At 34.7% G+C, this 23,915-nt stretch carries 19 protein-coding genes and 1 riboswitch; of the genes, 3 read left to right on the top strand and 16 right to left on the bottom strand.

Annotated elements, in window-relative coordinates:
- Nucleotides 1–486, top strand: coding sequence for a hypothetical protein (locus tag LNP04_RS13810; RefSeq protein ID WP_229983512.1), 486 nt, complete (start codon nt 1–3; stop codon nt 484–486).
- 56 nt (nt 487–542) lie between these two features.
- On the opposite strand, the gene metF is transcribed toward LNP04_RS13810, so the two are convergent.
- The 7 genes from metF to LNP04_RS19595 all read right to left on the bottom strand — a co-directional run bounded on the left by metF (nt 543) and on the right by LNP04_RS19595 (nt 10,707).
- Nucleotides 543–1,499, bottom strand: coding sequence for a methylenetetrahydrofolate reductase [NAD(P)H] (gene metF / locus LNP04_RS13805; RefSeq protein ID WP_229983511.1), 957 nt, complete (start codon nt 1,497–1,499; stop codon nt 543–545).
- A gap of 15 nt (nt 1,500–1,514) precedes the next feature.
- Nucleotides 1,515–2,927, bottom strand: coding sequence for a P-loop NTPase fold protein (locus tag LNP04_RS13800; RefSeq protein WP_229983510.1), 1,413 nt, complete (start codon nt 2,925–2,927; stop codon nt 1,515–1,517).
- A gap of 3 nt (nt 2,928–2,930) precedes the next feature.
- Entirely contained in the window at nt 2,931–5,597 is a 2,667-nt protein-coding gene (gene metH / locus LNP04_RS13795) for a methionine synthase (protein ID WP_229983509.1), read from the bottom strand.
- Between the two features lie 91 nt (nt 5,598–5,688).
- Nucleotides 5,689–6,699, bottom strand: coding sequence for a homocysteine S-methyltransferase family protein (locus tag LNP04_RS13790; RefSeq protein ID WP_229983508.1), 1,011 nt, complete (start codon nt 6,697–6,699; stop codon nt 5,689–5,691).
- A gap of 204 nt (nt 6,700–6,903) precedes the next feature.
- The gene (locus LNP04_RS13785; protein WP_229983507.1) at nt 6,904–8,076 is read right to left on the bottom strand and encodes an O-succinylhomoserine sulfhydrylase; all 1,173 of its coding nucleotides are present in this window, start codon (nt 8,074–8,076) and stop codon (nt 6,904–6,906) included.
- A 96-nt stretch (nt 8,077–8,172) separates the two neighbouring features.
- A complete protein-coding gene (locus tag LNP04_RS19600; RefSeq protein WP_229983506.1) occupies nt 8,173–9,717 on the bottom strand; it encodes an ACT domain-containing protein in 1,545 nt (514 codons plus the stop codon).
- A 51-nt stretch (nt 9,718–9,768) separates the two neighbouring features.
- A complete protein-coding gene (locus LNP04_RS19595) occupies nt 9,769–10,707 on the bottom strand; it encodes an alpha/beta fold hydrolase (RefSeq protein ID WP_229983505.1) in 939 nt (312 codons plus the stop codon).
- A 60-nt stretch (nt 10,708–10,767) separates the two neighbouring features.
- Nucleotides 10,768–10,880: riboswitch (SAM riboswitch) on the bottom strand.
- A gap of 188 nt (nt 10,881–11,068) precedes the next feature.
- On the opposite strand from LNP04_RS19595, the gene LNP04_RS13770 reads away from it, so the two are divergent.
- Nucleotides 11,069–13,681: an MGH1-like glycoside hydrolase domain-containing protein gene (locus LNP04_RS13770; RefSeq protein ID WP_229983504.1), complete on the top strand. Its 2,613-nt coding sequence runs from the start codon at nt 11,069–11,071 to the stop codon at nt 13,679–13,681.
- Between the two features lie 253 nt (nt 13,682–13,934).
- Nucleotides 13,935–15,623 carry a T9SS type A sorting domain-containing protein gene (locus tag LNP04_RS13765; RefSeq protein ID WP_229983503.1) on the top strand — a complete coding sequence of 563 codons (1,689 nt, stop codon included), beginning with the start codon at nt 13,935–13,937 and terminating at the stop codon, nt 15,621–15,623.
- Nucleotides 15,624–15,693: 70 nt separating this feature from the next.
- On the opposite strand, the gene LNP04_RS13760 is transcribed toward LNP04_RS13765, so the two are convergent.
- The 9 genes from LNP04_RS13760 to LNP04_RS13720 all read right to left on the bottom strand — a co-directional run bounded on the left by LNP04_RS13760 (nt 15,694) and on the right by LNP04_RS13720 (nt 23,905).
- Nucleotides 15,694–16,113 (bottom strand): OsmC family protein, encoded by a 420-nt coding sequence (locus LNP04_RS13760; protein ID WP_229983502.1) that lies wholly within the window; start codon nt 16,111–16,113, stop codon nt 15,694–15,696.
- 8 nt (nt 16,114–16,121) lie between these two features.
- A complete protein-coding gene (locus LNP04_RS13755) occupies nt 16,122–16,778 on the bottom strand; it encodes a phosphodiester glycosidase family protein (protein WP_229983501.1) in 657 nt (218 codons plus the stop codon).
- 72 nt (nt 16,779–16,850) lie between these two features.
- Nucleotides 16,851–18,173, bottom strand: a complete 1,323-nt coding sequence (locus LNP04_RS13750; RefSeq protein ID WP_229983500.1) for a DUF58 domain-containing protein — start codon at nt 18,171–18,173, stop codon at nt 16,851–16,853.
- Nucleotides 18,174–18,227: 54 nt separating this feature from the next.
- Nucleotides 18,228–19,256, bottom strand: a complete 1,029-nt coding sequence (locus LNP04_RS13745) for an AAA family ATPase (RefSeq protein WP_407928601.1) — start codon at nt 19,254–19,256, stop codon at nt 18,228–18,230.
- Between the two features lie 90 nt (nt 19,257–19,346).
- Nucleotides 19,347–19,814, bottom strand: a complete 468-nt coding sequence (gene tnpA / locus LNP04_RS13740; protein WP_229983499.1) for an IS200/IS605 family transposase — start codon at nt 19,812–19,814, stop codon at nt 19,347–19,349.
- 183 nt (nt 19,815–19,997) lie between these two features.
- Nucleotides 19,998–21,155, bottom strand: a complete 1,158-nt coding sequence (locus LNP04_RS13735) for a DUF4350 domain-containing protein (protein ID WP_229983498.1) — start codon at nt 21,153–21,155, stop codon at nt 19,998–20,000.
- A 12-nt stretch (nt 21,156–21,167) separates the two neighbouring features.
- Nucleotides 21,168–21,977, bottom strand: coding sequence for a DUF4129 domain-containing protein (locus LNP04_RS13730; RefSeq protein WP_229983497.1), 810 nt, complete (start codon nt 21,975–21,977; stop codon nt 21,168–21,170).
- Nucleotides 21,970–22,932 carry a DUF4013 domain-containing protein gene (locus LNP04_RS13725; protein ID WP_229983496.1) on the bottom strand — a complete coding sequence of 321 codons (963 nt, stop codon included), beginning with the start codon at nt 22,930–22,932 and terminating at the stop codon, nt 21,970–21,972. The genes LNP04_RS13730 and LNP04_RS13725 overlap by 8 nt, the downstream gene beginning before the upstream one ends.
- Entirely contained in the window at nt 22,916–23,905 is a 990-nt protein-coding gene (locus tag LNP04_RS13720; protein ID WP_229983495.1) for a stage II sporulation protein M, read from the bottom strand. Before LNP04_RS13720 ends, LNP04_RS13725 begins: the two co-directional genes overlap by 17 nt.
- Nucleotides 23,906–23,915 lie beyond the last annotated feature (10 nt).

Below are 23,915 nucleotides of genomic sequence, written 5' to 3'. Positions count from 1 at the left end.
ATGGATTCATTAGTTTTTTTCTTTATTGTATTTCTTTTTTTCATCTTATCTATTCCTGCAATTATTTTTCTGATTGCTTATTTAGCTGCCCAAAGCAGAAAGAAGAAACAAAAAATTCTTTTAGAACAAATTGGAACACCCGAATATTATGCTTTTGTACGTTACAATATGGGAAATACTCAAAATGAGTTCTTTAAACTGAAAGCATTTCAGGGAAGCGGAATTATTTATGTAGAAGAGCGAAAGATTATTTTCAGAGACACTTTAAATCAAAACCCGCACATCTTTAATTTAGATGAATGCTCGATTAAATGGGAAGATATCAATCTCGTAAATGGTCTTTTGAAATGGTTTTCAGTAAGCGACGACACCAAAAAATACTTTTTCAACATAGACAGCGGAATGTTTATTTTTAATACCAACTCTTCAAAACCTACTACAAAAAGTGTTTTTGATCAACTTTTAAAATATCAAAACGAAATATAAACAATAAGGCTTTAGAAAAATTTCTAAAGCCTTATCTCTTCACTTGTACTAACTATTTAAAACAGCTCTCCAGCCACTTTTTTAATATTATCACTTTTACCCATCGAGTAAAAATGCAGTACGGGAACTCCAAAATCAAGCAGTTCTTTGCATTGGCTGATCGCCCATTCTACACCAATTTGTTTTACGGCTTCATTATTTTTTGCGCTTTCTACGGCATTGATTAAATCTTCAGGTAAATCTATTTTGAAAACTTGTGGCAACAGTTTCAAATGTTTTTTTGTTGCAATCGGTTTAATTCCTGGAATAATTGGAACTGTAATGCCCATTTCACGGGCTTTAGTTACAAACTCGATATACTTTTTGTTATCAAAAAACATTTGGGTGACGATGTAATCTGCACCGGCATCTACTTTTTGTTTCAGCCATTTCAGATCGTAATTCATTGACGGCGCTTCCATGTGTTTTTCAGGATAACCGGCAACTCCGATGCAGAATTTGTTGTGATCATCACAAATTTGCTCATCATGAAGATATTTCCCTCTTCCCAAATTATTGATCTGGTTTACTAACTCCATTGCGCTTGCATGACCTCCAGGAGTGGCTTCAAAATATTGGTGACCTTTCATTGCATCCCCACGAAGCGCCATGATATTATCGATTCCCAAGTACATACAGTCTACCAAAAGATATTCTGTTTCTTCTTTCGTAAAACCACCACAAAGCAAGTGTGGAACGGTATCAACATTATATTTATGCTGAATAGCCGCACAAATCCCCAAAGTTCCAGGACGCATTCTTGTAATTCGGCGTTCCATCAAGCCGTTTCCTTTGTCGATATAAATATATTCTTCTCGTGAAGTCGTTACATCGATAAATGGAGGCTTAAATTCCATCAAAGGGTCTATATTTTTATATAAATCTTCAATCCCAATTCCCTTTTGAGGCGGAACTACTTCAAGGGAGAAAAGAGTTTTGCCATTGGCGTTTTTTATATGATCTGTGATTTTCATTTAATTATATTCTAGTTAAATTTCTATTATTTCATTATACTGCACAATTGCATCTATTAAAAGAGATTTTAGATCAGCATTAACAAAATCACCAGTAAACTCAAATCTTCCATGCTTATAATTTATGCTAAACTTGTATGGGGTAACAAGGAGACTATTGTTGCTATCCTCATTTTTTTCCTTTTTGAAATCTATAAATAGGTATAGTTCTCCAACTACATTCTGGTATTTTGACAATTGATTAAATTCAACGTTTTGCACATATTTTATAAAATTATTCGAATCACCAAAATATCGAATTATAGTCTTGAGTAGTATATATGTGCTTTTAAAAAGAGAGAATGTATTTATATATTTATGCTTGAATAATACATCGTAATTTTGAGAATTACTAAAATTATAAAAATTTGTCACACCTTTTCTTGAGAAATCGTCATTAAACAACTGTCTTGCAGAAATATAATTTTTTGAAATAGCATCTGACAGTATGTAGCCTAAAAAATCAATATTGCCATTTCTATAAGCATCTTCTTTAAAATTTTCATTAAACCACTTTGCATAATCTTTATTCGAATATTCAAAAACTTCTAAAGAATAAAATTTATTTATGTATCCAAAAAAATCAACATGCTCTCCGTAAAAATGATGATAAATATGTTTAATATTATTTATATCACAAACTAAAATGACCTTCTCAAATCCAAATTTATTTTCACCCAATTTATCGTGTGCAGAGAAGATGTTTAAGATTCTAAAGATGTGCTCAGGATCAATTCTATCTAAATCATCAATAACCAAAACAGGTTTCTTTTCAGTTCTCGTTTCAATATCTTTTATTAATTTATAAATGAGCTGAGAAACTGCATTATTTTCATAAAGAGAACCAATTTTTAATTCTTCTTTATCAAAAAAATTTTTAATAATTTTTAAATCTGGATCTGATTCTATTTCTTTTTTGAAATTATCAAAATCACCTTTGTTAATTTCAGAAATTTTTGAAAGTAATTTCCCTACATTTTTGATTATTGAATAAGATTTAGGTAATTGTTCTTCAATAACCGTTTCTCCTAATAAATCTATATTTGAAATAAAATCATTCAAAAATTTATTTGAAAAATATTGATAAACTAAATTTCCTGTTGGAAAATCAAAATCTTCAAAGTCAATAATGTTTTTTTCTAGAATCTGAAATAATATATCAAACTTTATCAATTCAAAAATATCTTGATTATTTGAAACTGAATAATTTACTGGATTTATAAAAATTGGAAAATACTCTTTTTCATATTTTTCGTCACTAAAAAATTCATTCAAAAAATAAGATTTTCCAATTCCAAATTTCCCAGAGAAAACAATCCTATTGTTATTCTCAATATTTAAATGTTTTTCAAATTTTTGAAAAACATTTTCTATTAATTCTCTTCCCATAATTTAAAATCCATCTGCTAAATTAGGGTTCAGCCATTTTCTAGCTTCCTGTAAAGAAATTCCTTTTCTTTGGGAATATTCTTTCAATTGGTCTTCTGAAATTTTTCCTAAGCCGAAATATTTTGCATGCGGACTTCCAAAATAATATCCAGAAACAGCAGCTGTCGGGAACATCGCTAAACTTTCAGTAAGATAAACTCCGATGTTTTCTTCCACTTTCAACAAATCCCAAATGGCATGTTTTTCCAAATGATCCGGACAAGCCGGATATCCCGGAGCCGGACGAATTCCCTTGTATTTTTCAGCAATTAAATCTTCGTTGCTTAAATTTTCCTGATTGGCGTAGCCCCAATATTCTGTTCGAACTTTTTTATGCAAAAATTCGGCGTAAGCTTCAGCAAAACGGTCGGCAATTGCTTTTACCATGATGGCATTATAATCATCGTTGTCTTTTTCATATTGATCAGATAATTCATCAGTTCCGAAACCTGTGCAGACGCAGAAAGCGCCCATGTAATCGGTTTTCCCTGTACTTTTTGGCGCTATAAAGTCGCTTAATGCGATATAATCTTTGCCTTTTGATTTCTGAACCTGTTGCCTTAAAGTTAAAAATTTCACTTTCTCCTGATCATTTTCATCATAGATTAAAATATCATCAGTTTCGTTTGAATTGGCTTTAAAAATTCCAAAAATTGCTTTTGCTACTAAAAGCTTTTCGTCAACAATCTTCCTTAAAATTTTCTGCCCGTCTGCAAACAGTTCTTTTGCCTGCTCGCCAACAACCTCATCATCAAAAATATTCGGATATTTCCCATGGAGATCCCAGCTTCTGAAAAACGGCGACCAGTCGATAAAAGGAATCAGTTCTTCCAGATCCTGATTTTCAAAAACCTGAATTCCTAAATTATTTGGCGTGAAAATTTCTTCTTTCTCCCAATCGATTTTAAGCTTATCTTTTCGGGCATCTTCGATCGAAACGTAGTTTTTATCAACCTGCCTGTTCAGGAATTTTTCTCTAAAATCTGAATAGTCATTTTTTAAATCATCAACATATTCCTTATTTCGGTCTCCAAGCAATGAACTTACCACGTTGACCGCTCTGGAAGCATCATTGACGTGAACGACAGCATTTTTATATTTTAAATCAATCTTTACGGCAGTATGCGCTTTCGAAGTCGTTGCACCACCGATCAATAAGGGGAAATTTAAATTCTGTCTTTCCAATTCTGAAGCGATGTAGACCATTTCATCTAGACTTGGGGTAATCAATCCGCTCAAACCAATAACATCCACGTTGTGATCAATGGCTGCCTGAATAATTTTCTCTGCAGGAACCATCACGCCCAAATCGACAATATCGTAGTTATTACAACCCAATACTACGCTCACAATATTTTTTCCAATATCATGAACATCGCCTTTTACGGTTGCCATCAAAATTTTTCCGTTGGGTTTCTGAGCTACGTCTTTTTCAGCTTCAATAAATGGCTGTAAATAAGCAACCGCTTTTTTCATCACACGGGCAGATTTCACTACCTGCGGAAGGAACATTTTTCCTGCACCAAATAAATCTCCGACAACACCCATTCCGGTCATCAGATTGACTTCGATGACGTGAAGAGGACGGTCAGCAAGCAATCTGGCTTCTTCTACATCTTCTTCAATAAAACGGTCGATACCTTTAACTAAAGAATGTGTGATTCTTTCCTGCAGCGGATATGTACGCCATTCCAGCTCCTCAACTTTTTCTTTTTTAACCGATTTATTTCGTTCAGAATAATCTAAGAGCCGTTCGGTTGCATCTTCTCTTTTGTCGAGAATTACATCTTCTACAAGCTCTAAAAGTTCTTTATTGATCTGATCATAAACCTCAAGCATTGCCGGATTTACAATTCCGATATTCATTCCAGCCTGAATTGCGTGATAAAGAAAAACTGAGTGCATCGCCTCACGTACGGTATCATTTCCACGGAAAGAGAACGAAACATTGGAAACCCCACCGCTCACCGAAGCATGCGGAAGATTTTGTCTTACCCAACGTGTAGCTTCAATGAAATCGATTGCGTTGCGACGGTGTTCGTCCATTCCGGTTGCAACGGGAAATATATTTAAATCGAAAATAATATCTTCAGCAGGAAATTTAACCTCATCCACCAAAATATCGTAAGAACGTTTGGTAATTTCCAATCTTCTTTCATAATTATCGGCTTGCCCGACCTCATCGAAGGCCATAACGATAACCGCCGCTCCGTATCTTTTGATGGCTTTGGCGTGTTTTACGAATTCTTCTTTTCCTTCTTTTAAACTGATGGAATTCACCACACATTTCCCCTGAACAACTTGCAAACCAGCTTCCAAAATTTCCCATTTGGAAGAATCGACCATGATTGGGATTTTGGAAATATCCGGTTCGGAACCGATAAGATTCAGGAATTTGATCATGGAAGCTTTCCCATCAATCAGACCGTCATCAAAATTCACATCAAGAATTTGCGCACCTCCATCAACCTGATCTCTTGCAATATCTAAAGCTTCAGAAAATTTCTCTTCTTTAATTAACCTTAAAAACTTTTTGGATCCGGCAACATTGGTTCTTTCACCAACATTGATGAAATTACTTTCCGGCGTTATAATCAAAGGCTCGAGGCCTGATAATTTTAAATATTTCATAGTTTAATTTAGCAATGCATCAATGTAACAGTTTACCAATTAGGCTTTTTATTCACTTAGAATAACAATAATTGTCACATGGATAAAATTGTTATGCTGTTACATTAAATTTTCTCGGCTCATATTTTTCTACCAAATCGGCAATTGCTTTGATGTGTTCCGGAGTCGTTCCGCAACATCCACCGATGATATTGATCAATCCTTTTTCCACATATTCTTTAATCTGACTTGCCATTTGCTCCGGCGACTCGTCGTATTGTCCGAATGCATTGGGTAATCCCGCATTTGGATATGCAGAAACACAAAATTCGGAGTTGTGAGCCAGTGTTTCTAAGTACGGCGTTAACTGATTGGCTCCCAAAGCGCAGTTGAATCCTACACTTAATAAATTTAAATGGGAAACTGAAATTAAAAATGCTTCTGCCGTTTGTCCGCTCAAGGTTCTTCCTGAAGCATCGGTAATCGTTCCGGAAACCATGATTGGGATTTCAATTCCTCTTTCTTCCTGAATTTCATCGATGGCAAACAAGGCCGCTTTTGCATTCAGCGTGTCAAAAATTGTTTCGACTAAAAGAATATCTGAACCACCATCCAACAAAGCCTCTGACTGTTGTTTGTAAGCCAATCTCAACTCTTCAAAAGTAATTGCGCGGTAGCCGGGATCATTAACATCCGGACTTAAACTTGCCGTTCTGTTGGTTGGTCCAATTGATCCTGCAACAAATCTCGGCTTGTCAGGATTTTTAGCGGTGAACTCATCACAAACTTTTCTGGCAATCTTTGCGGATTCATAGTTCAGTTCGTACACCAAACCTTCCATGTGATAGTCTGCCATTGCGATAGTTGTTCCCGAAAACGTATTGGTTTCCAGAATATCAGCTCCAGCTTCAAGGTATTTTCTGTGAACTTCCTCAATCGCTTCCGGTTGTGTCAACGAAAGAAGGTCATTATTTCCCTGCACCGGATGTTCCCAGTCTTTGAAACGCTCTCCACGGTAATCTTCTTCCTGAAATTTATATCGCTGAAGCATCGTTCCCATTGCTCCATCGAGAATGAGAATGCGTTCTTGCAATACTTTATATAATTGTTTTGAATTTTTCATTTTTATTATGACATATTTTATTGGTAACATTCCCAAGTTTCCGAAGCCCAAAAACGTTCTTTTATCGTTGAACCGAAGAACAAATCTTCAACATAGCCCCGATGGAAGCGGCATCCTTTTTTGTTTTCTCAAAACAAAAAAGATATAGCGGACAGCGGGTGAGACTTTTGTTTTGAAGACTACTTGTCTTGCTCCTAATTTTATTTATTCTTCAGCCAACGCTTGTTTTAAATCTTTTATAATATCATCCACATTTTCTAAACCTACCGAACAACGAACCAATCCTGCAGTAATCCCCACTTCATTTCTTTCTTCATCGGAAAGTTTGGAGTGCGTTGTAGATGCGGGATGTGTCACAATTGTTCTCGTATCACCAAGATTGGCAGACAGCGAGCACATTTTTATTTTATCTAAAAAGTTTCTTCCGCCTTCAATTCCGCCTTTAATTTCAAAAGCGACAACATTTCCGCCTAGCTTCATTTGTTTTTTGGCAATCTCATAACTCGGATGTGACTTTAGAAACGGATATTTTACCAATTCAACATTCGGATGATTTTCTAAAAATTCGGCGACCTTCAAAGCGTTTTCGCAATGTCTTTCTACACGGATTGCTAAAGTTTCCAAGCTTTTTGATAAAACCCAAGCGTTGAATGGTGACATTGCAGGACCTGTATTTCTTGCGAAAAGATAAATTTCTCTGATAAGATCTTCTTTTCCGACCGCTACTCCACCCAAAACTCTACCTTGTCCGTCAATCAGTTTCGTTGCAGAATGCACCACAATATCTGCTCCATACTTGATTGGTTGCTGAAGGTAAGGTGTTGCAAAACAGTTATCGACAATAAAAATCAGATTGTGTTTTTTGGCAATCTGACCAAAAAATTCTAAGTCTAAAATTTCAATTGCCGGATTAGTCGGCGTTTCCAGATACAGGATTTTTGTATTGGGTTTGATGTATTTTTCTACATTTTCAGAATCCTCAGCTTTGAAATATGTGGTTTCGATATTCCATTTTGGAAAATATTTTGTGAACAAAGTGTGCGTAGATCCGAAAACTGACTGACAGCTTACAATATGATCTCCTGCATTGAGCAATGTTGCAAATGTGGAATAAATTGCAGCCATTCCCGTTGCGAAAGCATAACCTGCTTCTGCACCTTCCATTTTGACGATCTTATCTGTAAATTCTGTAACGTTCGGATTTGAAAATCGGCTGTATAGATTTTTTGATTTTTCTTCGGCAAAACTCGCTCTCATATCTTCTGCATCTTCAAAAACAAAGCTTGAAGTAAGATACAAAGGCGTAGAGTGTTCATCAAATTGAGATCTCTCCGTTTGGGTTCTTATCGCAAGGGTTTCGAAATTTTCGTTTTCCATTTTTATCTAATTTTAATTGATAGGATTACATCCTATACTATATTAAATCGTCCCTTTGGGACTTTCTTACATTTATACTTTTTACTTTTACAAAAATTATTTTGTTTCGCTCAATCTTAAAATATCACCAAACACACCACGTGCAGTTACTTTCGCTCCCGCTCCTGCTCCCATGATGACAATTGGGTTTTCACCGTAACTTTCGGTGTAGATTTCGAAAATTGAATCTGAACCTTTCAATTGTCCTAAAGCGGAAGTTGCAGGAACGGAAATTAGTTTCACATCTAGCTCTCCTTTTTCTTTCTGCAAATCACCATGCAAATCACCAACGTATCTTAAAACGTGATTCGGCTCCTGATTTTTCTTGATTTTGTCGTATTCGTCATCCAGTTCTTCCAGTCTTGAAAGAAATTCCTGTTTTGAAACTGAAAGCAAAGCTTCAGGGACTAAATTCTGAATATTGATATCCGTAAATTCATTAATTAAATCTAATTCTCTTGCCAAAATCAACAGCTTTCTTGCAACATCATTTCCTGACAAATCTTCTCTTGGATCTGGTTCGGTAAAACCTTTTTCTAAAGCTTCATTAACGATCGTTGAAAATTTATCATCTCTTAAAGAAAAATTATTAAACACATAACTCAATGTTCCTGAGAAAACACCTTTAATTCTTGTGATATTTTCACCGGAAAGGTGTAAAAGTTTTATTGTATCAATCAATGGTAAACCTGCTCCAACATTGGTTTCGTAAAGATATTTTTTGTTATTTTTATTCAACGTATATCTTAGTTTACGATATTCTTCAATCGGAAGTGTGTTGAAAATTTTATTTGACGAAACCAAATCAAACCCATTCTCGGCCAAAGTCTGATAGTTTTTCACAAAGTCAACGCTTGCTGTATTATCAACAACAATCAGGTTTTCAAGCTGATTTTCTTTCGAGAAATTAATTAACTCGTCAACATTTGAAGATTTTTCAGCTGCAAAAACCTCATCACCCCACGTGTTATCAAATCCTTTTTTGTTGAAGGCAATTTTTCTGGAGTTGGCAACCGCAACCACTTTAAGATGAATATTTTTTCTTCTTTTAATTTCTTCTGAAGAATGTAAAACTTGCTCAATCAAAGTTTTCCCAACATTACCGTGTCCGATAATTGCTAAATGAACCGTTTTTGGTTTTTTGAAAATTTCCGATTCAATGATATTTTTACTTTTCTCATCCTGTGAAGACGTCACCACAATATTGATGCGCTTCTCGCTTGAGTTTTGATTTAAAAGCAATGGGAAAACATTGTTTCTTGCGAGCTCGGAAAGTATTTTATTTAAATCATCTGCCACAAAACCAATGACAGAAACATTATTGATGCTGTAAATCTGAGAAACTTTGCCTGATTTTCTTTCAGCAGCAAATTCTTCGATCAGACAATTGACTGCCTTCTCAGAATCATCTTCATGTACAAGAATCGAAAGTCCGTTCTCAACGGCTTGCTGAGAAATTACTCCTACACTGATTCGCGCCAAAGTAAGCGCTTTAAAAACCCTGCCGTCAATCCCGATTTCACCTAAGAAATCTGCTCCTTCAAATTTAATGATTGATCTGTTTTTAAAAAATTTTATTTCGTTTGCATTAGTCTTATTCATCTCTACTTATTTATTTGTTTTTGCGTGATGGAATTCCGCGGAGCTCCATTTTTACAAAATATTTTTTATGATAAAATTTAATTGTTCGTATTCTATTAAAAAGGCGTCGTGCCCATGAATTGATTTGATCTCGTGATAGAAAACATCATTTTTTTCAGTTTTCAGCTTATTAAAACCCATTCGGATTTCAGAAGCCGGGAAAAATAAGTCGGTATCTACAGAGATCATGTGCATTCGTGCTTTGATTTTACCTAAATCTTTGTCGTTTGCATTAATGTTCATTAATAAATGATTCATCAGTTGATAAGATTTTAAACTAAATCTTTCGGCAAGAGATTTCCCGTGATAATTCAACCAATCTTCAGATTCTAACCGCTGTTTTTCCTCATTGAATTTATTTTGGAATCTATCGTTTAAAGATTGAGGTGTTCTGTAGCACAGCATCGCATGAATTCTGGCTTTCTGAAGTGGCTCATCATTTCCATTTAATAAAAATTGCTGAACGAGACATTGAGCATGCAACCAATCATGAGTTTTGGAATCGCAGGCAATTGGGATAAAAAGCTCTGCTAAATCTGTATTTTTAACAAGCATTTCCCAACCAATTCCGCCTCCGAGCGAGCCTCCGATAATGGCGTATACGTTTTTAATATTTAAAGTTTCAAGACCTTTCAGAAATATATTAGAAATGTCTGAAGAGGTGAAATCTGAATATTCATCAATAAAAAAATCATCATATCCGCTTCCGGGAATGTTGAAACAGAGAACTGTATATTTATTTGTATCAATAACCTGATTTTCACCAATTAATTGTTTCCACCAACCTTTTTCTCCGGAAACATTTGAATTTCCGGTTAAAGCATGATTGACCAAAATAATGGGTGCAGAAAACAAGTCTTTCCCAAAAAGCTGATAGCTTAATGAGATATGATATTCCTTTTGGGAATCGGTTGTGTACAAAAAATTAATATGTTGCAGTTCTGTTTTCAATTTTATATTATTAAAATAAATTTGAAAATGCCATGAGAAATGGCTGAAAAGAACTTCAGTAAGTTATCTGTCCAAAATAAAATTTTATTTGGTAGAACGTAGCACCTTCTTCGCTTGCGCAAAGGGTTGCTAAGGTTTCACAGGGTCTATCCCTCAACCTTTCTTGATAACATTTTCAATATGTAAATGAACGAATGGTGCAAAGATAATACATTTCTTTTAAAAAAAATAAATAAATTTTATTTATCGTTAAAAATCCCTTCATTAAAAGCATTTCTGAAGGATGTTAAGAATTATTAAGCTTAAAAAAATTGGTTTTTTTTGTCAAAAAATCTACCTTAGCAATGAAAAATGATGTTATATGAGTGTTGAAAAGCAAAGACTAAAGGATAAAAATTGGTTGAACTGGGGACCTTACGTGAGCAACAGACAGTGGGGAAATGTACGTGAAGACTACAGCCCAAACGGTGATGCGTGGCGCTTTGCCAATCACAACAATGCCGAAAGCTATGCTTATCGCTGGGGCGAAGAAGGTATTGCCGGAATCTCAGATACCAAACAACTTTTTTGTTTTGCGCTCTCATTTTGGAATAGAAATGACGAAAGAATAAAAGAACGATTTTTCGGATTGAGCAATCCTCAGGGAAATCATGGAGAAGACATTAAAGAAATTTTCTACTATTTAGATAATACACCCACTCATAGCTATATGAAAATGGTGTACAAATATCCCATCAATAAGTTCCCTTATGAAGATTTAGTTGCCGAAAACGGAAGACGAAGCAAGAAAGAACCTGAGTATGAAATCATAGACACCGGAATCTTCGATAAGGATGAATACTTTGATATTTTTATTGAATATTGTAAAGGAAATATTGACGACATTCTGGTACGAGTTACGGTTTGTAACCGAAGCAATCAAGATGCACCGATTGTCGTTTTACCTACCGCATGGTACAGAAATAACTGGAAATGGGGTTATAATGAATATCAAGGACAGCTGGAAGATTCTCATGAAGGATGTATCAGCATCAATCACGACAGCATTACTTTAAAAAAGTTTTATTCTAAAAACAGAAATGCCCAGCGCGTATTTTGTGATAATGAAACTAATAATTCGAAACTTTACGGAAGTCCTGAAGTTGAGAATACCTATTACAAAGACGGAATCAACGATTTTATAATTCATCAAAAAAACACAATTAATCCTGAGAAAAAGGGTTCCAAAGCATCATTTATTGTTGAAGCAGAAATAAAAGCCGGTCAATCTGAAGTTTTTGAATTGCGGTTATGTTCAAATGATTTAGATAATCCGTTTTATGATTTTGAAAGCATTTTTAATGCAAGACTTTCTGAAGCGAATGAATTTTACGAAGAAATTCAGCAGGATGTTCCGAACGAAGATGAAAGAAATGTACAACGACAAGCCTTTGCAGGACTTCTTTGGAATAAACAATTTTACCATTATAATGTAGGAAAATGGCTGAGGGGTGACCCCAATCATGAAGCTCCGAGAGATTTTAATAATTATGTGAGAAATACCGAGTGGGAACATCTTCACAATAAAGATATCATCTCAATGCCCGACAAATGGGAATATCCTTGGTATGCGACTTGGGATTTAGCGTTCCACTGTGTTCCTTATGCAATTATTGATGGTGATTTTGCTAAAAATCAACTTCTTCTTTTGACTAAAGAATGGTACATGCATCCTAACGGACAAATGCCTGCCTATGAATGGAACTTAAGTGATGTAAATCCACCTGTTCATGCCTGGTCTTGTTTCCGGGTATTTAAAATAGATGAAAAAGCAAATGGGAAACCCGACCTTTTATTTTTAGAAAAAGTTTTTCAAAAACTACTCCTGAATTTTACTTGGTGGGTCAATCGAAAAGATAAAAACGGGAAGAATATTTTTGGCGGTGGATTCTTAGGACTAGACAACATCGGAGCTTTTGACCGTAATATGGAACTGAAAGATGGTGAACATCTTGAGCAAGCTGACGGTACGAGCTGGATGGCAATGTACGCGCTGAACATGATGCGTATCGCAATGGAACTGGCTCAATATTATCAGGTTTATGAAGATATGGCGATTAAATTCTTCGAACATTATCTGTACATTGCCGAGGCGATGGAAAATATGGGAGAAGATAAGGAAGGTCTCTGGAACGAAGAAGACGGATTCTTTTATGATGTACTTCAACTCGGAAATGGTGAAAGCGTAACGTTAAGATTGAGAAGTATTGTGGGACTAATTCCGTTGTTTGCAGTGGAAATTATTGATCATCATCTGTTAGATAAAATGCCGAATTTCCGTGAAAGAATGGATTGGGTTTTGAAAAACAAGCCGGAACTCGCCAATCTTGTTTCTCATTGGGACGAAGAAGGCAGTGGCAGAAAACATCTGATGAGTATTCTCCGTAGAACAAGACTAAAAAAGGTGTTAACCAGAATGGTTGATGAAAAAGAGTTTCTGAGCACATACGGAATCCGTGCGATGTCAAAAGTGTATGAAGAAAATCCTTTTGTATTTACTGTTCATGGCAATAAAAATGTAGTGTATTATACTCCTGCAGAAAGTGACAGCCGAATGTTTGGCGGAAACAGCAACTGGAGAGGCCCTATCTGGTTTCCTATTAATTTTTTGATTGTGGAAAGTCTTCAGCGTTTTCATTTTTATTACGGAAACAGTTTGAAAATTGAATTCCCGACCGGAAGCGGAGAACAGAAAAATCTTGATGAAGTAGCATCAAATATCAGCAACAGACTTTGCTCAATATTCTTAAAAGACGAAAGCGGGCAAAGAGCTTTCAATGGCGGAAATTATAAGTTTAATTATGATCCAAACTTTAAAGATTACATTACCTTCTTTGAATATTTTCACGGAGATAACGGTCGTGGCGTAGGTGCATCTCATCAAACAGGATGGACGGCAACTGTGGCGAAACTGATGAAACCAAGATTGGCATAATCAATTTTATGAATAAAATTTGAACCGAGATTTCTAGAATCTCGGTTTTTTTATTGCTTTTATTTTTTTTAACATCAATTAAAAGCAGCTTTTAAGATAAAAAAAAACTAAAAAAACAACTCACCAACGTAAAATATAAAACAAACAACAATAAGAGCTATTAAATATAAATTTGATATCAATTTATTAATTATAATAAATAAAACACATCTATTTCACTATATTAGCACCACAAATAACAAATAAACTAACAATGAAAACAAAGCTACTTTTTAAGAGTGCTATTGCAGCAGCATTCTTAATCTTCAATCAGGTTGACGCACAAGAATATCAGCCAATTACTATTCAAAGCGGTTTTAATGCTGATGTCATTGCAAATGGTATTGGTACTTCTGCAAGCTCCACAAATAATGATGTGGATGGTGTAAGTTTCGCTTTTATATCTACAGATTTCAAATTGACAGCTACTGGTCCGGCATTAAGTTACGGCTTGCCAGCTAACGGCATTATCAATTCAGCTGTTGGATCCACCACAGGTCTCAATTACATCTTGGCTCCTTATAGTTCTAATAATTCTTTAAGACTACAAAACACCAATGATTCCGGCACTCTTACATTTGCTACTCCTACGCCCGCATTAAGCCTTTATATGCTTGCTACAGGTGGAAGTGGTGATACAACAGTGGATGCTGTTGTCAATTTTTCAGATGGAACTAACCAGACTTTTACGTCTTTAGCTATTTCAGATTGGTACTATGGCCCAAATTACGCAATTAAGGGAATTGGCAGAGTTAATATCACCAATGATAATCTGGAAAGCGGATACGGTGATGACCCAAGATTATATCAAATTCCTCTTTCCATTGACGCGGCTAATCAGTCTAAAAACATTGTAAGTGTCACGATAACAAAAACAGGAACTGGTGGAATACCGAATATTTTTGCCTTTTCAGCAGATGTTTACACCTCATGTCCAGCACCTACCAATCTTACCTATACTTCCGCTATGCAAGGAGCAACAGTCAATTGGACTCCTCCGGCAACTGCTCCATCTTCAGGTTATGAATATTATTATAGCACAACCTCTACTCCGCCAACAGGAACAACATCTCCTACAGGATCAGTAGCAGCAGGAACAACTTCTGTAACTTTAAGCGGACTTCCGACAGGTCAGAGTTATTATTTTTGGATTCGTTCAAACTGCGGATCAGTAAAAGGATTCTGGAAAATGATCGAAATTGCTACTGGTCAAGCTTCTGCAACTTACACTGGTGGAGATATTAATACCGAATATTCTGATTTTGACCCAACAACTAGTTCTTTTTCAAGCTGCCCAGGAACTATAACTATTAATGTTCCTACAGGTTATAAAATAAGCTCTACCAATGTGTCTTACTCGATGTCTACAGTTTCAAATGGATGGATGTCTGAACAAAGAAGCTTATTAGTTTGTACAACCAATAATACTACGGAAGCCTCGGTCACTGCAGGATCTAATGGAGCTAACGGAAATACAGGAACATTTTCTTACAACAGAACCGGGCTTTCTCTCGCAAATGATCTCACGGGTAATGTAAGTTTTGAACTTAGAGCATGGAGAACTTATGGAGATACTGGGTGTTCGGCTGATTTTAATAAGGTTGATAATAACACATGGAAAGTAACAGTTACTCTACAACCAATAGCCTTAGCTACCAACGAAACTGCGCCGAAAGCAAAAGAAAGATTAGCATATCCTAATCCTTTCCAGGATATTTTAAATATCGAAAAATCAGAAAACATCAAACGCTTGACGGTTACAGATTTATCAGGAGTTACTGTAAAAACTGTTGAAAATCCTAGTTCTACTTTACGTCTTGAAGGTGTAAAATCAGGAGTTTATATTTTGAGCTACATTATGAAAGATGGCAGTCTGAAAAGCACCAAAATCATTAAAAAGTAAAAAATCAATTCTCATAAATAGAAAAAACCGGATAGCTTTATCCGGTTTTTTTTATTATAAATTTTGCTTGCTAAACTTTCTCACCATTTACATAAACTTCATAACCAATTTCTACGTTGGGCTCTAAAGTTTTTGAAACCGAGCAGTATTTTTCGAATGACAATTCTGAAGCTTTTAAAGCTTTTTTTGGATCAATATTTCCTTCTAAAAAGAATTTAACAATAATTGATTTAAACGGTTTTGCATCTTCTACAGGAATTCTTTCGCCCTCCACTTCAGCTTTGAAACCTGTAATGTCTTGCCTTTGTTTTTTCAGAATTGAAACTACATCGATTCCGCTGCATCCTGCAACTGCCATCAATACGCTTTCCATGGGTGAAACTCCTTTTGCGCCGGGTTGGGAAGTGTTGTCTAGAAGAATTGAATTTCCCTGTGAGTTGGTGCATTCAAATAAAAAATCGTCGTTTATTCGGTTGAGTGTTATTTTCATTTTTAAATTTATTTTTTTGATTCAGTTATTCCAATCATAACTCCAAAATCTCCGTCTTTTTGAATCCAATTTCCTTCAGGGTAGTAAGTTCTTGAAACAAAACCATCCAAATACAAAGCTTTTGTACATCCTAGTTCTTTAAATATAGAAGCAAAATTATAAAAATTAACTTCATTCTTCGACATAACAAAAACTACATTTCCATTTTTTAAAATCCCTACTCCATTCCTGATATTAAGATTTTTGGAATCTTTCTCAAATATTGGATTTATTTCGTCATTAATTAACAACATCGGGCCAGATTGAGTTGCATACTTGATGCTTGAATCGTGCTTGAATTTTTTTGTTTCAATTAATTCAGCATCATTATTTTTTGTTAGATAAAAGATTCCATTGGGATTGAGGTAAAAGTTTCCTTCGCCAGATAATGTATCTATTTTGTTTAATATTTTAAAATCTTCTATGTAAAGGCCTTTGGGGAAATTATTTTTTGTGAACATTCCACCATTCATTGCAAACTTTAAATACTTATCTTCCCGTTCAACTTTCTTCTTGAGATTGTCGACACTTCTTAAAATTCGTCCGTCATCGTCTTTCCAATAGAAAGAAATATTTTCAACTTTTGGATTTGTTTTAAAAATTACAAAATCATCCTCATTATTCAATTTTTCATTACAAGAAAAAATGAAGTAAAAACATAGAATGAATATTGGGGTTTTCACTTTAGACATTTAAGTTTACAAAATCCCTCTCGCTTTTATCTCAAGATATTTATTAATCACCTCCACATTCAGATTTTCCGGAAGCGTGTAAACAGAGTAAATTCCGTACTTTCTTAACTCCTGAATGATAAGTTTTTTTTCAAATTCAAATTTTTCAGCAATTACTTCATCATAAATTTCCTGCATACTTTCAGGATTTTTGTGAAGTAAAGTCTGCAATTCAGAATTTTTAAAGAAAACAACGACAAGCAAATGATTTTTGGCAATTCCACGGAGGTATTTCATCTGACGGTTTAAAGCGTCTAATGTTTCAAAATTCGTAAACAATAAAACCAAACTTCTTTGGTTCACAGAATATTTTACATCCTGATACAACCTGTTGAAATCACTTTCAAAAAAATCTGTTTTAATATTATACAATGCTTCTGAAATTCTTCTCAACTGACCGGATTTATTATCGGCAGACACTTTATTTTCTGTTTTTTTGGAGAAAGTCATCATTCCGGCTCGGTCGCCTTTTTTAAGAATAATGTGCGATAACGCCATACTCGCATTAATGGAGTAATCAAGTAGACTTAAACCTTTGAAAGGCATTTTCATTGTTCTGCCCTTATCAATCAGCATAAAAATACGTTGCGATTTTTCATCCTGAAACTGATTCACCATCAGACGATTGGTTTTGGAAGTCGCTTTCCAGTTGATTGTTCTGATATCGTCTCCGGGAACATATTCTTTGATCTGCTCAAACTCCATCGTGTGACCGAGCTTTCTGATTCTTTTTATTCCTCCAAGCAAAAATTCATTTTGCAAAGCCATCAGTTCATATTTTCTGAGATGAACAAATGACGGATACGCTGGCAACATCGCATCTTTCTGAAATGTAAACCTTTTTGATACAAAACCCAAAGGTGACGACGCAAAAATATTTAAAGCTCCGAAGCTGTATTCTCCTCTTTCCTTAGGCTCAAGAATATATTGAAATAAAGTATTTTTACCTGACTCAATCTGTTTTTCAATTAAAAAATCTCTCTTCTGAAACTGAAATGGTATTTCATCAATAACTTTTGTACTGATTTTAAAACTATAATTATTTTTAATATCAACTTTTACCGGATTTTCATCGCCGTTAGATAGCTTTTCGGGTAAAATTCTCTGAGCTAAAACACCCTCTTTTTCTCTGAACAAAAGTAAATAATCAACCATTGCTGCTAAAAAAACCAACAACAAAACGACATGACCAGCAATCATCAAAAACGGAAAGAAAAACGCAAAAACATACAGAATCCCCACTCCGATGAGTGCGAAAAAAAAGCGGTTATTGATGAATAGGTTTTTCATTTTTTATTCAGTTAAAAAGTTTTCAGACAATCAAATCTAAATTCTTTTTGATTCTTATCTTGGGATTTCTATTCCTTCTAAAATTTGTCGAATGATTTCATCGGCCGTCAATCCTTCCATTTCTCTTTCAGGCGACACAATCACTCTGTGTCTTAACACTGCATAACTTGCCTCCTTAATATCTTCTGGAGTTACAAAATCTCTTCCTCTCAACGCAGCAAAAGCTTTTGAAGCTGTCAGCAAGGCCAAACTCGCCCTTGGCGAAGCACCTAAATATAAAAACTGATTTTCTCTTGTATTGATGATGATTTTAGCAATGTATTCTATCAGTTGAGATTCAACGATGATTTCTTTTACTAATTTCTGGTAATTGCCTAATTGTTGCGCACTAATCACAGGCTTTACAACATCTGTTTTGTCCTCTTGTCTGCTCTCGTGCTGATTCTTGATAATAGCAATTTCCTGCTCAAGATTCGGATATCCAACATTTATTTTAAATAAAAATCTATCCAGCTGTGCTTCAGGAAGCCTGTACGTTCCTTCATGTTCAATAGGGTTTTGTGTTGCAACCACTAAAAATGGAGCTTCCATTTCGTACTGCGTTCCGTCCATTGTGATTTGTCTTTCTTCCATCACTTCAAACAAGGCAGATTGGGTTTTGGCAGGCGAACGGTTAATCTCATCAATCAAAACAAAATGCGAAAATATCGGACCTTTTTTAAATTCAAATTCAGAATTTTTCATGCTGAAAACTGATGTTCCCAAAATATCAGAAGGCATCAAATCTGGCGTAAACTGTATTCTACTGAAATCTACGTCAATCGTTTTCGCCAAAAGTTTTGCCGTAATGGTTTTTGCTACTCCCGGAACACCTTCAATCAAAACGTGACCGTTTGATAGCAAAGCCGCCAATAGATGCTCAATCATATCATGTTGACCGACGATTACTTTACCGATTTCAGATTTTACTTTTTCTAAACTTTCACGCAGTTCCATCATATCAATTCGTGAATGAAAATCATTTTCTTTCTCTAAAATGATCGGAATAGGTGGTGGTGTATTTTGGTTTTCTTGATTTTCCATATTTTGTTCTATTATTTAAGCTCCGTAGGAGCGAAATGTTTGTAGTTTTCAGTTGATAAAATTGGGCGGAGCTCCGTAGGAGCGACACTTTTAACCGTCATAAAATTCAAACACATATTTTTCCTCGTATTGTATTTCAAATTTATTTAAAAGTTCAAAATACTCTTCTCTAAAACTTTTCTTTTTATGATGTTCTTCCTGATTAAGTATATAATTAACCACTTTATCAATCTGACTTTTAGAATAAGAAAATGCACCATAACCTTCCTGCCAATTAAATTTTCCAGCCAGCCATTTTCGTTCATTAATAAATCTGGAAGAATTTGCTTTAATGTCTCGCACAAAATCTGAAATTTTGAGATTCAAGCTATTAAAGCCTACAAGAATATGAACATGGTCTGGATTTGCATAAATAGCCAAGAGTTTTTGATTACTATTTTCAATAATTCCAGAAATATATCTTTGTAAAACCTCTCTGTTTGAAGAAGTAATTAGATTTTGCCTTCCCTGTACAGCGAAGATAAATTGAATATAAATCTGAATATAAGTATTTGCCATTTTTGTATCACTCCTACGGGGTTCAATTTAAAATTATCTGTTTGATCTACAAACATTCCGCTCCTACGGAGCTTCCTTTTAAAATTCACATTAAAATTTTATCTAGTATTTCATTTAGCGAATTTTTCGATCCATCCGTCTCATCACCAAAATTCCGCTCCTACGGAGCTCGCCATTTTTAGATTACTTTAAAATATCATCTAAAATCTTATTCATTCTTGCCAGATCTTCCTTCATCACGCTTGCGTAAGGATCTTGGGCTTTCTTTATTAAAACAACAGCTTCAATGATTGTCTCAATACTTTTTCCGGTTTTTAACTGAAGTTTTTTTGCAAATTCTTCGTCTAAATTTTGAGTATCAATTAATAAATCAATTCTCACTCTGTTGAGAAAATACTGTGCTTTTTTCGCCATCATATCGTGGAAATCGCCTTCCTGAAGATAGAGATTTCCAATACTCTTAACAAAATCAACGGATGTATTTTTTAATGGTTCAAGAATCGGAACGATGCGCTGCTTTCTTTTTGCATTAAAAAAAATAAACAAAATCAATCCGCCCAACAAAAGCCACCAAGCATATTTCAATGCAGGATTACCTAAAATAAATCGCATAAAAAACCGGGATTCTTTCGTATTTGATTCAACAAACCACAATGTTTCTTTATCATCAAGATAAGAAAAAACATCTTGTGCATATTTTGTATTACCTGATTGTAAAAGATAATAATTGGTCAAAAAAAGAGGCTCGCAATGCGCATAAATAGTCCCTTTTCCGAATTTAATTTTAATAAAATTAACTTGGTCTGTATTTTCATCTTCAACTGTTTTTCCTAAAGCCTGAACTTCTGGCTTAATGTAAGAAAAACCTCGTCCTGACGGAAATTTATCCAGTTTTATAAAATCATTCTGGTACTTTTTATCCGTCAGTTTCAGAACATTTTTATCCTCAAATGAAATTTGAGAATCATAAAAACCAATGCTGTCTGAGATTTCTTTCGGCATTTTGCTCATAATCAGCATCGCATCAGAACCATTGGATACTTCATCAAGAATTTTTTTCCAGGATTGGATGTCGATATCATTTTCAATCACAAGAATATTATGCGGTTTCTTTTTATTTTGATTGTAATAATCGTATGCTGTAACGTCGATTTTTTTGAGATTATTTTTAAATAAATCTTTGACTTCCTGATTAAAAACAAATAATCCGAAAGGCGATTTTTCATTCACATCAAAATTCTTGCGCCAGTCTACAACTTCTTTTTTGTTAATTTCAAACAATGCCAGAATCACCATGATAATGATGAAGATTAAAGCATATATTTTGAAAGTTTTATTCATATTAAAGTTTAACTAAGGTTTGAATGACTGATATTGTTCTTTAAATTTTGCATAACTCTGCTCATCGATATTGAACTCGCCATACCAAACATAATCGAAAATATAAGAGAGATTTGAAAATTCGTTTTTCAAATTCGGAGCTTTCAATTCCGCCACGTAATCTTTGTTTGTTTTTTCAGGATTCCAAAGGATGAGTTTTTTGTCGCTGAGCTTTTTCAGGATATATAAGAACTGATACCGTACTGCTGAACGGTAATCTTTTGTGCGTTCAAAAGTGGCAATACTTTCAGGAAAATTGATTTCGTGGATGTTCTCATGAAGTTCTTCCTCATTGATGATGACTTTCTTATTTCTCTTTCCAAAAATGAAATTCCCATTTCTGCCGATGATAAATTTAACGACAAAATACAGCAGAAAACCAACCAAAATAATCGCAAAAAGACGAATAATAACCGTTGTAATCTGTGCCGAACTTTCTAAGCTTGTCTCTCCGAAAATACTCTGAATAATCTTCAGAATTTTCTTCATCAACTTTTCCCAGAAAGATTCTCGAGGTTTGGAAGTGGAATAATCAAACTCTTCACCTTTGTATCTCGACTTTATGTTTTCTTTAAAATTTTTAGGATAAACTGTGTTTTCAGAAACAGGATTTTTAAGCAAAACAGAATCTGCGGGATACATATTTTTGTAATGTCCCGTACTCAGAGAGTCTTCGTAAGATTCTTCATAATAATCATCGTAAACAATAGTGCTGTCTACATCCTGAGCATTTGAAAGCCCAAAAAAGAATAAAAGCAATATGAAGAAGATGAATTTATTCATTGCTGCCAATCGTATCTATTTCTGCTAGTTCTACCTGCTGATGAAGATCTCTTCTGCTATCGTAATATATTAGACCAGAATTCACATACATTAAATTGGAAAGGAAAAATGAAACCAACAATGAAAATCCGTACAACATAAAAAATAATATTCCCATTGCTCCCGAGAACGGATTTTGTTCAAAATTACCATCCGGTTCCGTCGTCATCATTGTTGCGAAAAAGATAATCATCGGAATCATCGTGAAAATGGTGTTCATTACATACATGATGATAAATAGAACCAGCGTGGCACCCCAATATTTCCAATACGGAGATTTTTCTCTTCCGTTAGCGTAAGAAAATTGAGCACGAATAGAATAACTTAGACTTTCAAAGAAACCCCTTTTGCTGTTGAAGACATCGTACATCAAAAAGTTCACAATGTTCATCACCGTCGGAAAAACAAATAACATAATTGGAATTCCAATTAAGACAAGAACCAATGCATAAGAAACTCCCAAAACAATAAAAGCAGGTGGAGTAACAATAAAAATCATCCCTAGACAAAGAATTCCTATTTTTTTTGCGTTGTTTTTAAAGTCAGTTAAAATATCGTCCATGCTGATTTTTGTTTCACCAGCCGCTAATCTTCTCAGATAAAAAACAGGATACAAATAATTGACAATCATCAAAACAACGAAGAGGACAAACGTCAGTAAACCGACAGCGATGAACATCCCAAGATTGTCTTCAAAATAATTTTCAAGATAAGAGCTGTTTCCGCTCATATTCGACCCGAAAATCTGCATTAAAAGTTCTCGGTAGCCGAAGATCACCACAACCACCATCAGAATAAGCAAAAGCCCATTCAGAAGAATATAGTTTTTAAAATAATTTTTACCGTATAATCTGAAAAATCCGAAACTGTCGCTGATGAAAGTTCCGAAATCTCTATTTTTATAAAACTGCATCATGGGCTGTCATTGCGTTATTTAGTTTTTTATTAACGATAAAAGGATAAACAAAATAGTAGAATCCTATGATGGTCAAACATCCGAAGATGATGATTAAATTTAAAAATTCAGGCATTTTTAAAGCGTGTCTTGTCACATAACCTTCAATAATTCCTGCACAGATAGTGAATGGAATGGTGCTTAAAAATATTTTAAACGAATCTTTCAATCCAATCTTTAAAGATTCAAATCTCGACAAGGTTTTTGGAAAAAGTATCGAAGTTCCCAAGATCAGTCCGCACATCGCTTCTACAACCATGGCAAATATTTCAAAAACTCCATGCAGCCAGATTCCTCTTGCGCTATCTTTTAAAGCTCCGTAATCATAGAAAAAATACTGAAACGAACCCAACATCACAGAATTGGAAAGAAGAACGTACAACGAACCAATTCCTCCAAAAATTCCATAGAGGTACATTTTTGCACCAACGCCAATGTTGTTTAAAGTAATTCCTATCGTGCTTCCCCAGGTCGACCCGCTTTGATAAACGCCTACAGCATTACCTGCCTTGATATTTTCGATGGTCGTATTTACGTAAGATTCACCCAAAATAATATTGGCAAAATCTTTATCGTAAATCGCCGACAAAACGCCCATCGAAGTAAAGAGTATGAAAAATATAAAAGCGTACATCAAATATCTTCTGTACTGATACACCAAAAGCGGAACTTCAGTCTTGAAAAAATACAGCATTCTGTTTTCTTCAACCCGTTTGGTCTTATAAATTTTCTGAAAAATCTGAAATGAAAGGTGGTTAAGGTAAACCGTCGTATTACTTTTTGGGTAATACGTCTGGGCAAAAGAAAGGTCATTAATCAGATTAATATACAGTGAAGACAGGTCGTCAGGATTTTTTTTAATTTTCCCTTGAATAACCTGTTCGATTCCCAACCATTTTTCTTTATTTTGTTTAATAAAATAAACTTCTCTCATAATTGTAAGG

The organism is Chryseobacterium sp. C-71 (assembly GCF_020911865.1).
Classification (GTDB): domain Bacteria; phylum Bacteroidota; class Bacteroidia; order Flavobacteriales; family Weeksellaceae; genus Chryseobacterium.
Note: the sequence above shows the minus strand (reverse complement) of the source record. Positions and strands in the feature narration are given on the sequence as shown.